Origin of the sequence: Algoriphagus sp. 4150 (assembly GCF_031457395.1) — a bacterium.
Lineage (GTDB): Bacteria > Bacteroidota > Bacteroidia > Cytophagales > Cyclobacteriaceae > Algoriphagus.
Genome location: NZ_JAVDWS010000012.1, coordinates 107,085 through 124,251, shown reverse-complemented (window position 1 = coordinate 124,251; position 17,167 = coordinate 107,085). Strand labels below are relative to the sequence as shown.

Here is a 17,167-nt window from a genome sequence, read left to right as displayed (position 1 = left end):
TTGTAAACAACCTGATATGACTGACAAGAACCTACTCATCGGATCCATCGTCACAGAATTTTACGTTTTTCTAAAGGCGTATGTACTCAGAAAGTGTAAAAACGAGCAGGATGCCGAGGACATTGTCCAAGAAGTGATGCTGAAACTGACGGAGAGCTATCGAAAAGGGACAGAGATAGCTAACATAAAAGCCTGGCTTTTTCAGGTAAGCCGAAACACTATTTCAGATTTTTATAAACGCAATAATCATGAGTATAAGGAAGAAGTAAAGGTATTCGATTTGCCTTCGGACGATCCTTGTGAGCTTACTGCTTATGATTACCTCATTCCGATGATTGGATTTTTGCCTGAAAAGTATGCGGAACCTTTGCTGCTGGCCGACATCGATAGAATACCACAGGCGCAGATTGCCCGGGAGGTTGGATTGAGTATTTCCGCTACCAAAATGCGGATTCAGAGAGGAAGAGTGAAACTGAAAGAGTTGTTTGATGACTGCTGCGATATTGACTACGATCAACAGGGGAATTTTGTCAGTTGTAGTGTGAAAATCACCTGTACACCTCTCCAAAACCATTTGAGTTCTTTCCAAAAAAGCATTTGCTGATAGCCGGGAAGAATATTTTTTTAAGGAAAATGTGTCTTTTTCCCTGTCGTTGAAGACTACATAGTAAAGTTTAACCAAAAAAAACTAAGCTATGAGTACGCTATCAAAAACTACTGTAAAAATTCTCCATTCTTCTTGCTGCTCTATATTTCCTCCAATCCGTGAGCAGGTAGAGCGGGTAGCCCTACAAAACGATCTTCAGGTAGAGGTAGAGGAATTCTCCGAAATGAAAGACACCATGGTCTATGGCGCGTTGAGCTTTCCATCTCTGGTCGTCCATGGGAAAGTCTACAGCTATGCTGAATATTCCGAAGATGAAAAATTAGTAAGCATTCTCTGATAATCAGTCATGGAAACATTAGAAAGAGTTCTATCGAAATGGGCTGATTATCTGCTGTATGACTTGCTGGGGATCAGTTTGGAAAGTTCATTCGGAGTGACGGTTCATTACTTTCTAGTCACCTTCACGGTACTTATTCTCCTCGTCATTTTGGTTACCTACCTGATGGGAACCATTGTCAGCTACCTGCCAATGGAGAAGGTGAAAAATTACCTGGAAAAACACAAGCATTCAGGTTTTGGGAATATTGCCGCCTCAATTCTGGGGGCGGTCACTCCATTTTGCTCCTGCTCATCCATCCCATTGTTTGTGGGGATGATGCAGGCAAGGATGCCGTTGGGGATAGCGCTGTCCTTTCTGATCACTTCTCCACTGGTCAATGAAATTGCAATCGCACTATTCTGGGCTACTTACGGGTGGAAAGTTACATTGGTGTATGTTGTGTCAGGGATCGTTTTGGGTGTTCTTGGAGGGATTATCCTCGAAAAGCTTGGGATGGAACACCACATCGCAGTCTGGCTGAAGAATCTGGGTAAGCCTGTAGGAGAAAGCCAGACACGAAATAAAACCTTTGGTGAGAGGCTGCCTAAGATCCATGCGGACGCATCACAGACGATTAGAAAGTTGGCGCCCTATGTGTTTTTCGGAATAGTGATTGGCGCATTGGTACATGGCTACGTTCCCGAATCTTTCTTTGAAGAATATATTTCAAAGTCAAATCCACTGGCTGTGCCGCTGGCCGTAGTTCTGTCGATTCCACTGTATATAGATGCGGTAGGTATTCTTCCTGTACTGGAATCGCTGGTGGGCAAAGGGGTTCCTTTGGGTACAGGTATGGCATTTATGATGGGTTCTATAGGCTTATCCCTACCTGAAGCCATGTTGCTGAAAAAAGTGATGCAAAAGCGGTTGATCATAGCCTTTTTCGCTACAATTGCGACAGGAATGATTCTTTCAGGATGGCTGTTTAATTTGCTTTTCTGACTAAAACTGAAGAATAATCCGGTATCCCAGATTTAATATTGGGATACCGTTTTTTTAATAGAGGGTAGTTGAATACCAAACTCTAGATTCCCGGTAGGGTTAGTTTGTCATTTTATATTGAAATTGGAACTGGGGAATTGAATCCGGATTTATATTACATGTCTGAAATTACTTCTATAGAAATTACAAAAATAAGCATGAGCTAAGATTGCAAGGAGTTAATTACCTTCGCTAACTAAATTTTCACAAGCAAACCTGAAATGGAAAACATACTATTTCGAAACCTAATGGAAGAAGATTGGGATCAGGTCTCTGAGATTTACCGGCAGGGGCTTGATACGGGAAATGCCACATTTGCATCGGAGGTGCCTAGCTGGAATGAGTGGGACAAAGGGCACTTGCAAGCGTGTAGATTAGTCGCTGAAATCAATGCAACTGTAGTAGGATGGGCTGCATTGTCCCCTGTGTCATCACGCTGTGTCTACGGAGGAGTAGCGGAAGTAAGCATTTACATTTCCAATAAATTCAAAGGACAGCATATAGGAACCAAACTACTGGAAAAATTGGTGGCTGAAAGTGAGCAAAAAGGATTCTGGACGTTGCAGGCAGGAATCTTTCCTGAAAATAAAGCGAGTATTTTAATTCACGGGAGGGCAGGGTTTAGAAAAGTAGGATTTAGGGAGAGAATAGGGCAAATGAAAGGTGTTTGGAGAGATACAGTTCTAATGGAGCGCAGGAGTAACAAAATTGGAATGGAGTGAAACTTAGAAGTTCCAATTACAGTAGCGAATCACAGCTGAGACTACCACAGCCATAGGAGTTGTCTTTGTGAGGGATAAATTGCTTTAGCGGAATGGAACCCTGTTTTCCATCTTACATCTCCTGCAGTTAGCCACTCTACGTTACTTTTCGAAAGCCTTAGAATTGGTATCCAACCAAACTGACCACAAAGTGGTCTGACTGCGAATAGCCCCTGGTGCGACCGGGGGATAGAAAATCGTTAGGATTAAAGGTTCGACACCCTTTGGGGTCGTGGGGGATAAATGGATTCATGCATCCATGGGTTGCACCCATGGCTATTCATGGTTGGATCCCTTCAGGATCATTTTATAGTGTTGGTTTGAAATCCCAGTATCATTTGCTTGGCAAGCATACCCAAGACTTTCAAAGATTCATCAATCCGCTCGTCCCAAGCCATTCCATAGCTTAGACGGATGCAGTTGCTGTATTGATTTTGTAGGGTAAACATCCTGCCGGGTGCGATGGAGATGTTGAATTTGAGGGCCTGCTGAAATAGGATTGCTGTATCCACTTTGGGATCTAGCTGAATCCAGATCAGAAAACCTCCCGTAGGCCTGCTAACTTTGGTTCCCTCCGGAAAATAGTTTCCTATTGCTTTGAGGTATTGAATGGAATTGGCATGTAGGGTATGCCGCAATTTCCGTAAATGGTTTTCATACCTGCCGGTTTCGAGGAAGTTCCCTACGGCCTCCTGAACAACGGTAGTAGATGAGACCGACTGGTAGAGTTTGGTGCTGATTATTTTTTCTTTGAATCTTCCAGGAGCTATCCAGCCAACTCTATAGCCCGGTACCAGCGTTTTGGATACAGACCCGCACCAAAGCACATTCCCACTCTTGTCAAAGCTTTTACAGGATTTCGGCCGCTTGTTTCCAAAATACACATCTCCGTACAAATCATCTTCTATCAAGGGAACGTGATGATTTTCCAATAGTCTTACCACTGCTTCCTTATGTGAATCAGGCATACAACTTCCTGTGGGATTGTTAAAGTTGCTGACCAGCAGGCAGGCTGCTACCTGTTGCTTTTTCAGTGTTTCTTCCAGTATGTCAATATCAATTCCTGTATCCGGATGAGTTGGGAGTTCCACCACTTGCAGGCCAAGACTTTGCGCCAGCTGCAAAACACCAAAATATACCGGACTTTCTGTCAGAAGTACATCTCCTTTCTTTGTGATGGACATCAGGCTGTAGGATAATGCCCCCATACATCCCGGAGTGGTGATCAGGTCGTCCTCAGTCAAGGTTCCTTCCCAGGAGATAGAACCTTTGGCTATCTGATTCCTTAATTTTTGATTTCCTTGGATGCTATCGTACATTATTCCGCTATGAGGCATTTCCCGCATAGCCCGGGTCAGTGACTTGTTGATCTTTGCAATCGGAAGAAGTTTTGGATCAGGAACTCCAAGCGAAAAGTTCACATTCGTTTCCGTTCCCAAAACAGAGAAAACATCGGCAATCAATTGCTCTGTTTTGTCCGCCCCTTCGTCTTGAACGGGCTGGGTGATTTCGGGTATTTCGGGAAACTTATGATGGGAATAAACAACATAATATCCGCTCTGGGGACGTGAGGCTATCAGGCCTTTTGATTCCAACTGATAATAGGCGCTCAGAGCCGTATTCATGCTCACTCCCTGTTCTCTACAGATTTCACGGACAGAAGGGAGTTTGTCTCCGATCTTAAAGACCTGTTTTTTGATCTGATGCTCTATGGTCTGCGCTATGCTCTGATAGATAAACTGCTGTGACATACGATCGAAATTTAAACTGTACCTATCAAAAATAGTGAAATTGTATCTGTATTCATTCCTTATCTTTTTTCAGATTTGTTCTACATCAAAACCTATTGAACAATGATTGATTTTACTTCTTTACCGGTAACCGAAAATCCTAACTCAGGACTTGGCACAGTTGACTTTGACCACATCGTGTTTGGTCAGAATCCCACTGACCATATGCTTCAGGCGATTTATAGCAATTCGGAATGGACCGACGCTGAAATTGTGCCCTTTTCTACGATTTCCCTAAGTCCCTTGGCCCTCTGCCTGCATTATGGACAGACGGTTTTTGAAGGATTCAAAGCCTATCGTCAGCCAGATGGGGGCATCAGTGTATTCAGAATGGATAAGCATTATCAGCGGATCAACCGCTCATTGAGCCGTATGGGAATGCCTGAGCTTCCCGAACCCCTTTTTATGCAGGGTATCCGGCAACTTGTTGATTTGGAAAAAGACTGGATTCCATCGGGCAATGATACTTCACTCTATATCCGTCCCTTTGTATTTGCTTCTGAACCCAGACTGGGAGTAAAGGGAGCCAAAGAATACCGCTTTATGGTAGTATGTATGCCTATGGGCAAATACTATGAGGGAAATGTCAGCGTCAAAGTAGAGACTGGATTTGTGCGGGCGGTAGAAGGAGGAACAGGAGATGCCAAATGCGGAGGGAATTATGCCGCGGCGATCCTTCCTACCCAGCTTGCAAATCAACAGGGATATGATCAATTGATCTGGACAGATGGAATTCATCATGAATACATGGAGGAATCCGGCACGATGAACCTTATGTTTGTAATTGATGAACGGCTGGTCACGCCCCCTTTGTCGGGAAGTATTCTGGAAGGGATTACCCGGGATTCCATCCTGACGATAGCACGGGATTTGGGGATTCCTGTAGAAGAGCGGAAAATCAGCTACAGGGAGTTGGTCGCTGCTTTTGAAGAGGGAAAGAAAATCGAAGCATTTGGAGTAGGGACAGCGGCAGTAATTTCTCCCATAGAAAGGATAGGGATTAATGGCCGGGATTATTTCCCTTCAGTTCAGGATAACAGTCTTTTTATTACCTTGAAAAAACAACTGCAGGACATCAGAACAGGACTTGCTCCGGATCGCTACGGTTGGAATGAAATTATATAGTGGATACGATGAAGACAATAATAATAACAGGAGCCAGTCGTGGAATCGGAGCGGCAACCGCCTTACTGGCTGCTAAATCCGGCTATACGGTGGTTGTGAATTACCTTAAGTATAAGGAGGGAACTGAGATAGTCGCAAATGAGATTGAACGTCTGGGGTCAAAAGCATTCGTGGTGCAGGCAGATATTTCCAAACCGGATGAGATATTTCATATGTTTAGTAGGATCGACCGGGAATGCGGCCCCATTTATGGATTGGTAAACAACGCCGGAGTACTTGAGCCACAAACGAACGTTGACAGAATGGATAGTGAACGTCTTTTGCGGGTAATGCAAACCAATGTCATCGGAACGATATTATGTGCAAAAGAAGCGGTAACCCGTATGTCTATAAAACATGGAGGTATGGGAGGAGCAATCGTCAATGTATCTTCAATTGCGGCTAAGACCGGCTCCCCTTTTGAATATGTTGATTATGCCGCTTCCAAGGGAGCTATTGATACTTTTACTGTTGGATTGGCCAAAGAGGTTGCGGCAGAAGGTATTAGGGTGAATGCTGTCCGTCCCGGTTTGGTTTATACTGATATCCATGCCTCTGGTGGAGAGACTGATCGGGTAGAACGTTTGAAATCAAAGATTCCGCTCAAAAGAGGCGGGGAAGCGAATGAAGTAGCGGAAGCTATCCTGTGGCTGCTTTCAAGCAAAGCATCATTTACTACGGGAAGCTTTATTGATGTAAGTGGAGGATTATAATTGAATGCAGTTATTAAATCAAGCCTGCCTGAGACAGACAGGCAAGTCCTACGGCATTTACAAGAACGGAAATCCTTATTTATTTTTACCGCTTATTCAAATGACTGACTAAGTTATCGTACATGCCTAACGGTATTAATGCCTGTACTATTCTTTAACAGTCCCATAGGGACGACCTATCTTCTTGCCAGAGGTTTCAACCTCTGGACAATTTGATAACAAAATCATCCGGCAAAGTCCCGTAGGGACGGACGATATTAAATCAGCACCATATGATTTTTATTTCAGAGATTCAATCTATTATTATTGCGTGGATGTGAACCTATATTAGTCCTGCCTGACAGACGGGTATGACCATTAAAGACAAATTATAAACAAATGAAGGAATTTTTAAAGAAGTTTTTCGAGTACAATTATCAGATAAATAAGGAATTGGACAAGCGGTTTAAGTCGTATGATTATGAACTGGACGCTGAGATTTGCAGACTTGCCAACCATATCCTGAATGCCCAGCAAGTCTGGATAGACAGGATCAATCAAAACAAACCGAAGATAAAACCTTGGGATGATTTCCCGATTGAATCCTTTTCCGGAAGAAATGAGCTGCTCAATCAAGAAGTCAAAAAGGTACTGGACAGTAAGGAGGTAGAGGAAATTATTTCATATAGAAATTTCTCCGGAGTCAGGTTTGAAAGCAGAATCTTGGATGTTCTGATGCATCTGGTAAACCATTCCACCTATCACCGTGGACAGATTGCCATGCAGATGCGGAAAATGGGAATGGAGCCTATTAGTTCTGATTATATTCATTTTAAAAGCTGACAGGGAATACGGTTTTGCCGGATAGGAGTTGTTTACATAAACATCTCATTATAAGGAATAAAGAGACTGAGTTTTCCGAAAAAGAATGTTAATTTGAGGGATTACTGGAGGATTTTGTGAAAACTTTAGAAAAAATATTATGAAATCGAGCATGTCGAAGACGACACACAACTTGTCCCGAACTTGCTTCGGGAGGGGGATGATTATTCGCCTGGCGAGATTCTCCCGATCCGCCGCGGCGGACGGGACAGGCTATCTGACCTCTTAAAACAAAATATAAACAGATGAAAACTTTAATAAGGATATTAATCGTAATTGGAGTATTGATAGCAATTCCACTGGTTGTGGCATTATTTGTAAAAAAGGAATATGCAGTTGAAAAAGAAATTGCAATCGACAAATCAAAATCCGAAGTCTTTGAATACATAAAATACCTCAAAAACCAGGACAATTACAGCAAGTGGAGCAATATGGATCCCGACATGAAAAAATCATACGAAGGAACGGACGGCACGGTCGGTTTTGTTTCCCGTTGGGAAAGCGACAACAAAGAAGTGGGCGTAGGCGAACAGGAAATCAAGAAAATTACAGAAGGCGAAAGAATTGATTTTGAATTGCGTTTTTTTAAACCCTTTGAAGCTACGGAACCCGCATTTATGACAACCGAAACTGTAGCTGAAGACCAAACCAAAGTAAAATGGGGTTTCAGCGGGCACATGAATTATCCAATGAATATCATGATGCTGTTTATGGATTTTGAACAAATGATTGGAGATGACTTGCAAACCGGATTGGACAAATTAAAAACGGTATTGGAAAGCCAACCATCCACACCCGATGGTAGTATTTCTTTTCTTGAAAATTATTATAACAGCACAGAAAGTAAGTTGAAAAATGTCATTTCCGGGCTTAGCGAAGCACAACTCAACTTTAAGCCATCGGCAGACCAATGGTCTGTGGCACAATGTCTGGAGCATATTATCGCTTCCGAACAAATGCTTTTTGAAATGGGAAAAAAGGAAATGGAAAAACCCGCTCAGCCCGAACGGAAAGCTGAAATAGAAACAACCGATGCCGAGCTGATAAAAATGACTACAGACCGCTCAGAAAAGTATCAGGCTCCTCAAGAATTGCAGCCTTCGGATAAATATTCCAATGCGCAGCTAGCATTAACAGATTTCACTGCAGGCAGACAACCCATTCTTAGCTATATCAAAAGTGCCAATCTAGAAAACCTCCGTAATCACATCAGTGAATACCCAACAGGAAAATCCGATGGCTATCAGAATTTCTTGTTTGTGGCGGCACATACTGCACGCCATACCAAACAAATAGAAGAGATAAAATCTAATCAGGCATTTCCCAAAAACTAAGGTAAGTATTGCTTTTTATAGGCAAACGGGGTCATTCCTGTTACTTTCCTGAAATGCCTGTAAAAATTTGAGACATTGTTGAACCCGCAATCATAACAAATCACCTCTATGGGCAATTTGTCATCTACCAAAGCCCTGCACACATTGGAAATCCGTATTTCAATCAGAAATTCGAAGAAGGTCTTATTGGTCATTTTTTTAAAGTATCTGGAAAAGCTGGATACACTCAGATTTGCTATAGATGAAATTAGCTCCAAACTGATTTCCTCGCGGTAGTGAGCCAAGACATAGGTGTAAATTTTTTCCAGTCGGTGCATTTCTGAGACATTGGCAAGGTGACTATTCGCATAGCCGGGGGAAATGGTTTCAAATTCTGAGGTAGCTCCTAATATCTGAAGAATTTTCAATAAATGAATTATACGCTCCAAACTGGATGCATTTACTATTTCATGTAAGGTCTGGGCAAGTTTCTCCTTGGTTTTGCCATGGATGATCATTCCCTTTTTGGCCGTTTCATAGAGAGCAGAAATAGCTTGGGTTTCCGGCAATTCAAGAAAATCTTTTCCAAAGCAGGTAGGTAAAAACTGAAGCACAAAAGCTTCCACTTCTTCCTTGGGATCTCCCCGAAAATACTTCTCAGAACAACGCCAGGTATGGGGTAGATTTTCTCCAAGCAGAATTAGATCCCCACCCGAGAAACTACTTACCGTGTCTCCGATGTATTGTGTTCCTTCACCCTTGATGATGTAATGCAATTCCAACTCCGGATGAAAATGCCAAAGGGTTCCAAAATTTGGTTTTTTATCGTGTCTGACACTGAAAGAGCTTTCAGATGTACTCGGGACTTTATGAAAATGTGGCTTCATGGATGATAGCTTATTCTTTATCCTGTCTGAAAGGTAATTTACTTTGACTGATGTCCAATATTATAGGATTTGAAATTAAATTCTGAATGCAATCGATATAATAAACATAATCAGGAGTCAATAATGATAGAATAGTATAATTTTTTGGCAAAATGTGATAATTAGCCACTTCTGTTTTCTCTCATATTTGTAAGGTTCATGCAGTAAACCCGAGAGAATGATGATGTACGAGACAAAAAAAATACCGGTAGTAGCGAGTGGTGATCTAAGGCTGGATGCTAACCGCGTCGGTTGGGGATATCAGGAAAAAATGGAGCAACAACTGGCCATAACTTTGGCGGAATTTGGCTATGAGATTGAGCGGGGACACGGGTATGATCCCCTCAAACAGCATGGATTTATAGACTCCCAGAAGATGGGAATAGAAGTCTTCAAAAAAATCGATCCTAACCTTCCGATCATAGTGGCAGAAAGTGTCTGGCAATACACGCATCATGTTCTTCCGGGATTGATGACTCACAAAGGGCCAATTTTAACACTTGCAAACTGGGAAGGAATGTCTTCAGGTCTAGTAGGGATGTTAAATCTAAACGGATCTTTGACTAAAGCTGAGGTTGACTATAGCACACTTTGGAGTAAGGATTTTCAAGATGACTTTTTTAAGGAGAAACTAAAGGAATGGTTGTCCACGGGAACTATCCAAAAGGACGACTCCCATGTCAGCACTTTCGATTCTTTGGATATTTCGGATGCTGCAAGAAAATCGGCAGAAGCCTTCGCACTGGACTTTGTCAAGAATAAGGCAATTATGGGGGTGTTTGATGAAGGATGTATGGGGATGTTCAATGCAATAGTACCGGACAGGCTACTCCACCGGCTTGGAATATTTAAGGAGCGGCTAAGCCAATCTGCTCTCTATGCGGAGATGATGGATGTGGACCAATCGGAGGCGCAGCAAGTCCTGGATTGGTTGCTTGGAAGAGGGATGGGATTCAACTGGGGGACTGATCCCGAAGTTGACCTGACTGTAGAGCAGACGCTGGAGCAATGTAAAATGTATATCGCTGCAGTAAGAATCGCAGATCAATACGGATGTGATACGATCGGCATACAATACCAGCAGGGATTGAAGGATCTGGTCGCAGCCAGTGATCTCGCAGAGGGACTTCTGAATAATACGGACAGACCTCCTGTTTTCGACAGAAAAGGAAGAGAGCTGTATGCCAAATCACTGATTCCCCATTTTAATGAAGTGGATGAATGTGCGGGGATTGATGCGCTGATCACTACCAAACTTTGGGATAGACTGGGACTTCCTCCTGAAACTACCCTGCACGATATCCGCTGGGGAGAAGAATATATGATCAATGGGCGTATGGAATTCGTTTGGGTCTTTTTGATTTCGGGTGCGGCTCCTCCGGCCCATTTCATAGGGGGGTATTCCGGAGCGAGTAGTGAAAGACAGCCTCCCATGTATTTCAAGAAAGGGGGTGGTAGTCTTAAAGGAATCAGCAGACCGGGCCATATCGTATGGAGCAGAATATATATCGAGGATGACAGCCTGAAGTGTGACTTGGGTGTAGGAGAGGTGGTCACGCTTCCCGAAGAAGAAACCCAAAGAAGATGGGAAAATACCACTCCGGCATGGCCGATTATGCATGCGGTGCTTCCGGGGATTTCCAAAGATCAAATGATGGGACGTCACAAAGCCAATCATATACAGGTTGTCTATGCCGAGTCTAAGAAATGGGCAATTGAAGCAGCAAAGTCAAAAGCAGTGGTTTTTAATTCCTTCGGGATTGAAACCTTCGTCTGTGGAGAGCTCAATTAACTAATACTAACCCAAAAACCTTAATATAATGAATGTAAGACTACCTTATTTCAGGAGGCATTCAATTTTGATGATGCTTTTGCTCCTTGGGGCATGTGCATTTTCGAATGCTTCCTATGCACAGCAACATGCCGTAAAAGGGAAAGTGACAACAGGAGATGATCCAATGGGACTACCCGGTGTAAACGTGTTGTTGAAAGGAACGGCCATCGGTGCAGTGACAGATATTGATGGCAATTATTCAATTAATGTCCCGGATGATGGAGGTGTTTTGGTCTTTTCGATGATAGGATTTGAATCAATAGAAGAAGAAATCGGAAATAGATCTGAAATCAATCTGGTGATGAGGGAGGATATAGCCGGTCTCGAAGAAGTGGTAGTGGTGGGTTACGGCACACAAGTAAGAAGGAATATTACCGGATCAATTTCCTCGGCGGATTTATCCGGAAGCAATGATGATGTCACCGTGACCGAAGCTATGGTAGGTATTCCCGGAGTTCAGTTCAATGAAACAGGGAGACCCGGTCAAGTAGGAAATATTTTGATCCGTGGACAAAACTCGCTGAGTGGATCCAATAGCCCTCTGATCGTACTGGATGGAATTATTTTCGGAGGTAACCTAAATGACATTAATCCTAGGGATGTCCAAGCTATGGAAATATTAAAGGATGCAAGTTCTACTGCTATCTATGGATCCAGAGCTGCGAATGGGGTAATATTAATCACCTCTAAAAGTGGTACTACCGAGACTCCATCGATTAGCCTTAATACATATACCGGGGTTTCTGAATGGGCATCAGAACTTAAGCTCTTAAGCCCCGATAGGTATTTGCAAAGAAGATTGGATTGGAGAAGGCAGTCTGGGCTGGAGGCTGATCCAAATTCCATAGAAAATTATATCTCATCCACAGAGGCTGAAAATTATCGAAACGGTAACTCGATTAATCCTTGGAAAGAAATTTCCCAGCAGGGTAGATCAAGTGCTATCGATCTTAATATTTCGGGTAGGACCAAAGCCACAAACTACTTCCTGTCGGCATCTGTAAGTGATGATAAAGGTTTGATTCATAACGATAATCAAAAGAGAAACACATTTCGGGTAAATATCACCAGTACCATCAAGCCTTGGCTACAGATCGGAACAAATACCATGTTCTCTCATAGAGATTTGTCGGGTGTAAGTGCGAGTGTACGGGATGCTTATAGGATGAGTCCGCTGGGAACCATGTATTATGATGATGGTTCGCCGACGCAGTTCCCCGTACCCGACGAGCAGGCAGCAGGCAATCCTATGAGAACCACTCTTCTCTCGGACAACGAGGAGATAAGCGAAAACCTGTTTAGTAATTTTTTCGCCAAAATCGATGCTCCGTTTTTGGAAGGACTGTCCTATAGAGTGAATTTCTCCCCTAGTTATCAATGGAGCCATGAATACAACTTTGTACATCAGGACAAAAATGTATCATTCAACAATACTTCGGCAAGTAAACTGAATGAGAGGCAATACAATTGGGTTCTGGAGAATATTTTGACCTATACCAAGAGTATTGGGAAGGACCATAATTTTGACCTGACGTTACTTCTGGGAAGAAATCACATGGAAGCTGAGACTACTCTTGCCGCCGGCGAGCAGTTTAATGTTGATGTTCTTGGCTTTAATAATCTGGGGCTTGGTGAAATTCAGCGTATAAATTCTTCTGCCTATGCTGTAGATATGGTTTCCTATATGGCAAGGCTAAATTACCAATTCAAAAATCGCTATCTGTTGACGCTGACAGCGAGAAAGGATGGAAGTTCCGTTTTCTCAGTAAACAATAAATACGCAACCTTCCCATCAGGTTCTCTTGCCTGGATCGTAACAGATGAAGGTTTTATGGGCAATGTTAATTTCTTGGATATGCTGAAATTAAGAGCTTCCTATGGAGCAGTGGGGAATCAGGCTATCGAACCGTATCAATCGTTGACCTTGTCATCCACCCAAAGGTATGTGTTTGGCGATGGAGGCGGCAGCAGTTTAGGGGTGGTCACCTCTACTTTGGGAAATGATGATCTGACATGGGAAACCACCAAAACAGCAAATTTTGCAGTCGATTTTGAATTATTCCAAAGAAGAATCGCAGGTACAATTGAATACTATAACAGTAATACAGAAAACTTACTGGTAAGAAGGAATATTCCCATCATGAACGGGTACACAAGTATTCTGACCAATGTGGGTGAAGTGAATAACAGGGGTATAGAGCTATCTCTTTCAACAGACAATATCAGGAAAGAGCAGTTTAATTGGAGTACTGATTTTACGTTTTCCCATAACAAAAATGAAATTGTTCACTTGTTCAAAACAGATTTGAATGGGGATGGTAGGGAAGATGATAATATTGCCAATAGCTGGTTTATCGGGAAGCCTATTAATTCCTACTATGACTATGCTTTTGATGGTATATATCAAGAGGGAGATGAAGATATTCCCGCCGGATCTCAGGCAGGTTTTGTAAGGGTGAAGGATCTGAATGGTGATGGAGTGATTACCCCGGATGATAGGACTGTGGTTGGTTCCGGCAACATTCCCAAGTATCAATTTGGGCTTAGAAACAATTTCACATACAATAATTTCTCCCTGTCAATTTTTATTAATGCAATGCAGGGATGGATTGCACCCTTCAATCTGATCAACCCGCTAGTGCCGGGAAGGAGTCTGAACCAGCTGGATGCAGGTTGGTGGACGCCTGAGAATCAATCTACTGATAGGCCTTCCTTGACATATTCCAATCCACTTCAGACTAATTGGTATATGAGTAGGGATTTTGTCCGGCTTAGGGATGTGACCTTCTCTTACGAGTTCAATCGGACAATGCTGGATAAACTCAAACTGAGTGGATTGAAGGTCTACGTTACGGGAAAAAATCTGGCCACGATCACAGATTGGCTGGGTACAGACCCTGAGAATGGCGGTTCCTACACGAGCGAGCAGGGTAGTGATAATCTTTATCCTATGCCGAAAACATTTTTGGTTGGGCTGAATGTCTCATTCTGATTCTTACCAATTCACCTTTAAAGATTAGACAAATGAAGATCTTAAAAATAAAAAAATCAGGACTGGCGGCTATAGGGATGTGTTTCATGTCAGTATTAGTTTCTTGTAATGACGACTTCTTGTACGAAGAACCACTTTCTTCTTTAAGCGCTGACAATACCCTGGTTTCGGTTGCAGGATTTGAAACTTACCTGACCGGGTTGTCATGGGCGGCCAGAGAAGAATATTCCCAGGATGACAATACCTTTTTTATAACCAATTTCCCCGGTACAGATGTAGGAGAGGATGCGGGAGCGGAATATTTTACCTATAGGAATTGGATTTCTTACTTGACCTCTGTGACTCCTGAGGTAGGCAGAAATTGGAATTGGGCATATGGAACCATGCTTCCTCAGGCCAATACAGTAATAGTCTATGCTAATAAAGAGGGGAATAAGGGGATTTGGGAGAGTGATGCTCAGAAAAATGCCGTGATAGCAGAAGCAAGGTTTTACAGGGCCTATGCCCATAACTTTCTTGCCAATCTTTATGGAGGTGTTCCTATAGTCGACACTATTCTCAATGTGCCAAAATACGATTATGTGAGAGCTGAGCGAGAGGAAGTGTATGAGTTTGCCAAAAATGATTTGGAATTTGCCTCCCAATGGCTGCCTTCCGCTAACCAAACTATGCCGGGCAGAATCAGTAAAGGAGCGGCTGATCATCTACTGACTGAATTGTACATTAGTTTGGGTCAGTATGAGAAGGCTATAGAAAGTGCTTCAAGAGTAATCGAATCAGGTGATTACAAGCTTATGACTTCAAGATTTGGCAGCAGTCAGGGTGAGGAAGGTGATGTGTTTTCGGATCTGTTTAAAGACGGGAATTTCAATAGAAGCTCCGGCAATATGGAGTCAATTTATGTTTGGCAGTTTGAGAGTTTTACTGTCGGTGGTGGTGGAACAAGAGACGGTAATCAAGCAGTAAGGAATTTTGGGCCGTTCTTTGTGAGAATTCTAGATCCTAATGGTGTTCCAAATGTCCCGACCGATGAGATGGGCAGAGGGGTAGGTAGAGTGAGAGGAACTGTTTATTCGCTTTATGAAATTTGGAATGATGCAAATGATATTCGAAATTCAGATTTCAACATGCGTAGGGATTTTTATTACAATAACCCCAACTCGCAATATTTTGGGCAATTGGTTCCGCCAAAAACTTCGGCAGAAGATACTCTTCGAAGCATGTATTCCTATCCCAGAAAAATAGAAGGAGAACCTTGGAATTTGAATAACACATCAGGAAGGACTTCCAAGGATGTGTATGTCTATAGACTGGCTGAAACTTATCTGCTCCGGGCTGAAGCATACCTTAGAAATGGAAATACCGATAAGGCAGCGGAAGATATAAATGCGTTACGGGCACGTGCCAATGCAGGTTTAATTAACGTAGGCAATGTCTCTCTGGATCTTATTCTTGATGAAAGAGCGCGGGAACTTCTTTTTGAAGAACCTAGAAGACGGACATTGATACGCATGGGTAAATTGGTAGAACGGGTGAAGCAATATGGATTATTGGAAAGCTCCCGCAATACAATTCAAGATCACAATGGATTATGGCCTATTCCCCAGGTTGTCATTGATGCAAATTTTGGAGCGGAATTAGAACAAAATCCAGGATATTGAGTGTCACAACAGGATATAAATAGTTATATAAATGAAGATAAACATGCGTACTACTTTAATTGGTTTTGCAACATTGCTTTTTCCTCTTATGGCATCAGCACAACAAGCTCCAAATGATATTACAGGCAACTATTACTTGCCGCCGGTTTCCAAACCCGGAGAAGGAGGCTTACTGAAGTCAGAGTTGATTTATGAACTGGACAATAGACCAACTCCCGAGGTTCATGCTTCCACCTTAATTGAAACTCCTGAAGGTATAGTATCGGCTTTTTTTGGGGGAACCCATGAAAATAACCCGGATGTGGGAATCAGAATATCCCGCCTTGTAGAAGGGGAATGGACATGGCCTGAGGAAATTGTCAATGGCGTACAAAATGATACGCTCCGATATCCATGCTGGAATCCTGTGCTATTTCAACCTGAAGGAAAGCCCCTGATGTTGTTTTACAAAGTTGGCCCCAGCCCGACCACCTGGTGGGGAATGCTGACTACTTCGACAGATAACGGCAAAACCTGGAGTACTCCTATCAAATTGGGGGAGGATCCTAAAATCGGCCATATTATAGGCCCGGTGAAAAACAAACCGGTACAGTTGAAGTCCGGAAGGATAATTAATCCCACAAGTCTGGAATACATTATCAATGGGAATGAACAAGACTGGATGGTGTATTTTGAGGTTAGTGATGATGGAGGTGACACTTGGGAAATTATAGGCCCTGTGCATGACGGAGTTGAATTTGATGCCATTCAGCCTAGCATTCTGACGTATGCTGATGGAAGAATCCAGGCAATTTCCAGAACCAAACAAGGAGTGCTTTCTCAGATATGGTCAGAGGAGGAGGGAGAAACTTGGGGAGAAATGACTGCCTTGACTTTACCTAATCCCAATTCGGGTACTGATGCTGTCACTCTTGCGGATGGCAGACAACTGCTGATCTATAATCACTCTACCAAGGAAGGAAAGCAACCTAACGGAAGGAATATTCTAAATCTTGCCATATCAGAGAATGGGCAAGACTGGAAACCGGTGATGACCTTTGAAAATGAGCCAATTGAAGACGGGTATGCATATCCATCCATAATTCAGGCTTCGGATGGGCTTGTCCATATCACTTATACCTATAATAGGAGGTCTATAAAATACGCAGTGATTGATCCCAATAAGTTGTAACCGAGTAGTCAATA

Annotated in this window: 14 protein-coding genes; 12 read left to right on the top strand and 2 right to left on the bottom strand. The window is 42.8% G+C overall.

Going from position 1 to position 17,167, the window contains the following annotated elements:
• Positions 1–16: 16 nt before the first annotated feature.
• The 4 genes from J2X69_RS15675 (at position 17) to J2X69_RS15660 (ending at position 2,689) form a co-directional block, all read left to right on the top strand.
• Complete coding sequence (locus tag J2X69_RS15675) at positions 17–604, top strand: sigma-70 family RNA polymerase sigma factor (protein ID WP_310105207.1); 588 nt, start codon at positions 17–19, stop codon at positions 602–604.
• A 91-nt stretch (positions 605–695) separates the two neighbouring features.
• Complete coding sequence (locus tag J2X69_RS15670; protein ID WP_310105204.1) at positions 696–944, top strand: thioredoxin family protein; 249 nt, start codon at positions 696–698, stop codon at positions 942–944.
• Positions 945–953: 9 nt separating this feature from the next.
• Positions 954–1,928: a permease gene (locus J2X69_RS15665; protein ID WP_310105202.1), complete on the top strand. Its 975-nt coding sequence runs from the start codon at positions 954–956 to the stop codon at positions 1,926–1,928.
• Between the two features lie 260 nt (positions 1,929–2,188).
• Positions 2,189–2,689 (top strand): N-acetyltransferase family protein, encoded by a 501-nt coding sequence (locus tag J2X69_RS15660; RefSeq protein ID WP_310105199.1) that lies wholly within the window; start codon positions 2,189–2,191, stop codon positions 2,687–2,689.
• Between the two features lie 341 nt (positions 2,690–3,030).
• On the opposite strand, the gene J2X69_RS15655 is transcribed toward J2X69_RS15660, so the two are convergent.
• Positions 3,031–4,479 (bottom strand): PLP-dependent aminotransferase family protein, encoded by a 1,449-nt coding sequence (locus J2X69_RS15655; protein WP_310105197.1) that lies wholly within the window; start codon positions 4,477–4,479, stop codon positions 3,031–3,033.
• Positions 4,480–4,581: 102 nt separating this feature from the next.
• Between J2X69_RS15655 and J2X69_RS15650 the strand changes: the two genes are divergently transcribed.
• The 4 genes from J2X69_RS15650 (at position 4,582) to J2X69_RS15635 (ending at position 8,590) form a co-directional block, all read left to right on the top strand.
• Positions 4,582–5,643 (top strand): branched-chain amino acid aminotransferase, encoded by a 1,062-nt coding sequence (locus J2X69_RS15650; protein WP_310105193.1) that lies wholly within the window; start codon positions 4,582–4,584, stop codon positions 5,641–5,643.
• An 8-nt stretch (positions 5,644–5,651) separates the two neighbouring features.
• On the top strand, positions 5,652–6,395 hold the full coding sequence (locus J2X69_RS15645; RefSeq protein ID WP_310105190.1) for an SDR family oxidoreductase: 744 nt from the start codon (positions 5,652–5,654) through the stop codon (positions 6,393–6,395).
• Positions 6,396–6,773: 378 nt separating this feature from the next.
• Positions 6,774–7,217: a DinB family protein gene (locus J2X69_RS15640; RefSeq protein ID WP_310105187.1), complete on the top strand. Its 444-nt coding sequence runs from the start codon at positions 6,774–6,776 to the stop codon at positions 7,215–7,217.
• A 284-nt stretch (positions 7,218–7,501) separates the two neighbouring features.
• Complete coding sequence (locus tag J2X69_RS15635) at positions 7,502–8,590, top strand: DinB family protein (RefSeq protein ID WP_310105184.1); 1,089 nt, start codon at positions 7,502–7,504, stop codon at positions 8,588–8,590.
• Here J2X69_RS15635 and J2X69_RS15630 read toward each other — a convergent pair.
• Positions 8,587–9,456 (bottom strand): AraC family transcriptional regulator, encoded by an 870-nt coding sequence (locus J2X69_RS15630; protein ID WP_310105182.1) that lies wholly within the window; start codon positions 9,454–9,456, stop codon positions 8,587–8,589. The genes J2X69_RS15635 and J2X69_RS15630 overlap by 4 nt on opposite strands.
• Before the next feature lie 217 nt (positions 9,457–9,673).
• Between J2X69_RS15630 and J2X69_RS15625 the strand changes: the two genes are divergently transcribed.
• The 4 genes from J2X69_RS15625 to J2X69_RS15610 are packed head-to-tail and all read left to right on the top strand — an operon-like array spanning position 9,674 to position 17,153.
• Positions 9,674–11,287 (top strand): fucose isomerase, encoded by a 1,614-nt coding sequence (locus J2X69_RS15625; protein WP_310105179.1) that lies wholly within the window; start codon positions 9,674–9,676, stop codon positions 11,285–11,287.
• A gap of 28 nt (positions 11,288–11,315) precedes the next feature.
• A complete protein-coding gene (locus tag J2X69_RS15620; protein WP_310105176.1) occupies positions 11,316–14,321 on the top strand; it encodes a TonB-dependent receptor in 3,006 nt (1,001 codons plus the stop codon).
• Between the two features lie 32 nt (positions 14,322–14,353).
• The gene (locus tag J2X69_RS15615; protein WP_310105173.1) at positions 14,354–15,982 is read left to right on the top strand and encodes a RagB/SusD family nutrient uptake outer membrane protein; all 1,629 of its coding nucleotides are present in this window, start codon (positions 14,354–14,356) and stop codon (positions 15,980–15,982) included.
• A gap of 31 nt (positions 15,983–16,013) precedes the next feature.
• A complete protein-coding gene (locus tag J2X69_RS15610; protein ID WP_310105170.1) occupies positions 16,014–17,153 on the top strand; it encodes a sialidase family protein in 1,140 nt (379 codons plus the stop codon).
• Positions 17,154–17,167 lie beyond the last annotated feature (14 nt).

Coding starts and splice junctions, on each gene's coding strand:
- J2X69_RS15615 (WP_310105173.1), top strand. CDS start 14,354: ATGAAGATCTTAAAAATAAAAAAATCAGGACTGGCGGCTATAGGGATG.
- J2X69_RS15660 (WP_310105199.1), top strand. CDS start 2,189: ATGGAAAACATACTATTTCGAAACCTAATGGAAGAAGATTGGGATCAG.
- J2X69_RS15610 (WP_310105170.1), top strand. CDS start 16,014: ATGAAGATAAACATGCGTACTACTTTAATTGGTTTTGCAACATTGCTT.
- J2X69_RS15640 (WP_310105187.1), top strand. CDS start 6,774: ATGAAGGAATTTTTAAAGAAGTTTTTCGAGTACAATTATCAGATAAAT.
- J2X69_RS15650 (WP_310105193.1), top strand. CDS start 4,582: ATGATTGATTTTACTTCTTTACCGGTAACCGAAAATCCTAACTCAGGA.
- J2X69_RS15625 (WP_310105179.1), top strand. CDS start 9,674: ATGATGATGTACGAGACAAAAAAAATACCGGTAGTAGCGAGTGGTGAT.
- J2X69_RS15620 (WP_310105176.1), top strand. CDS start 11,316: ATGAATGTAAGACTACCTTATTTCAGGAGGCATTCAATTTTGATGATG.
- J2X69_RS15665 (WP_310105202.1), top strand. CDS start 954: ATGGAAACATTAGAAAGAGTTCTATCGAAATGGGCTGATTATCTGCTG.
- J2X69_RS15630 (WP_310105182.1), bottom strand. CDS start 9,456: ATGAAGCCACATTTTCATAAAGTCCCGAGTACATCTGAAAGCTCTTTC.
- J2X69_RS15675 (WP_310105207.1), top strand. CDS start 17: ATGACTGACAAGAACCTACTCATCGGATCCATCGTCACAGAATTTTAC.
- J2X69_RS15655 (WP_310105197.1), bottom strand. CDS start 4,479: ATGTCACAGCAGTTTATCTATCAGAGCATAGCGCAGACCATAGAGCAT.
- J2X69_RS15670 (WP_310105204.1), top strand. CDS start 696: ATGAGTACGCTATCAAAAACTACTGTAAAAATTCTCCATTCTTCTTGC.
- J2X69_RS15645 (WP_310105190.1), top strand. CDS start 5,652: ATGAAGACAATAATAATAACAGGAGCCAGTCGTGGAATCGGAGCGGCA.
- J2X69_RS15635 (WP_310105184.1), top strand. CDS start 7,502: ATGAAAACTTTAATAAGGATATTAATCGTAATTGGAGTATTGATAGCA.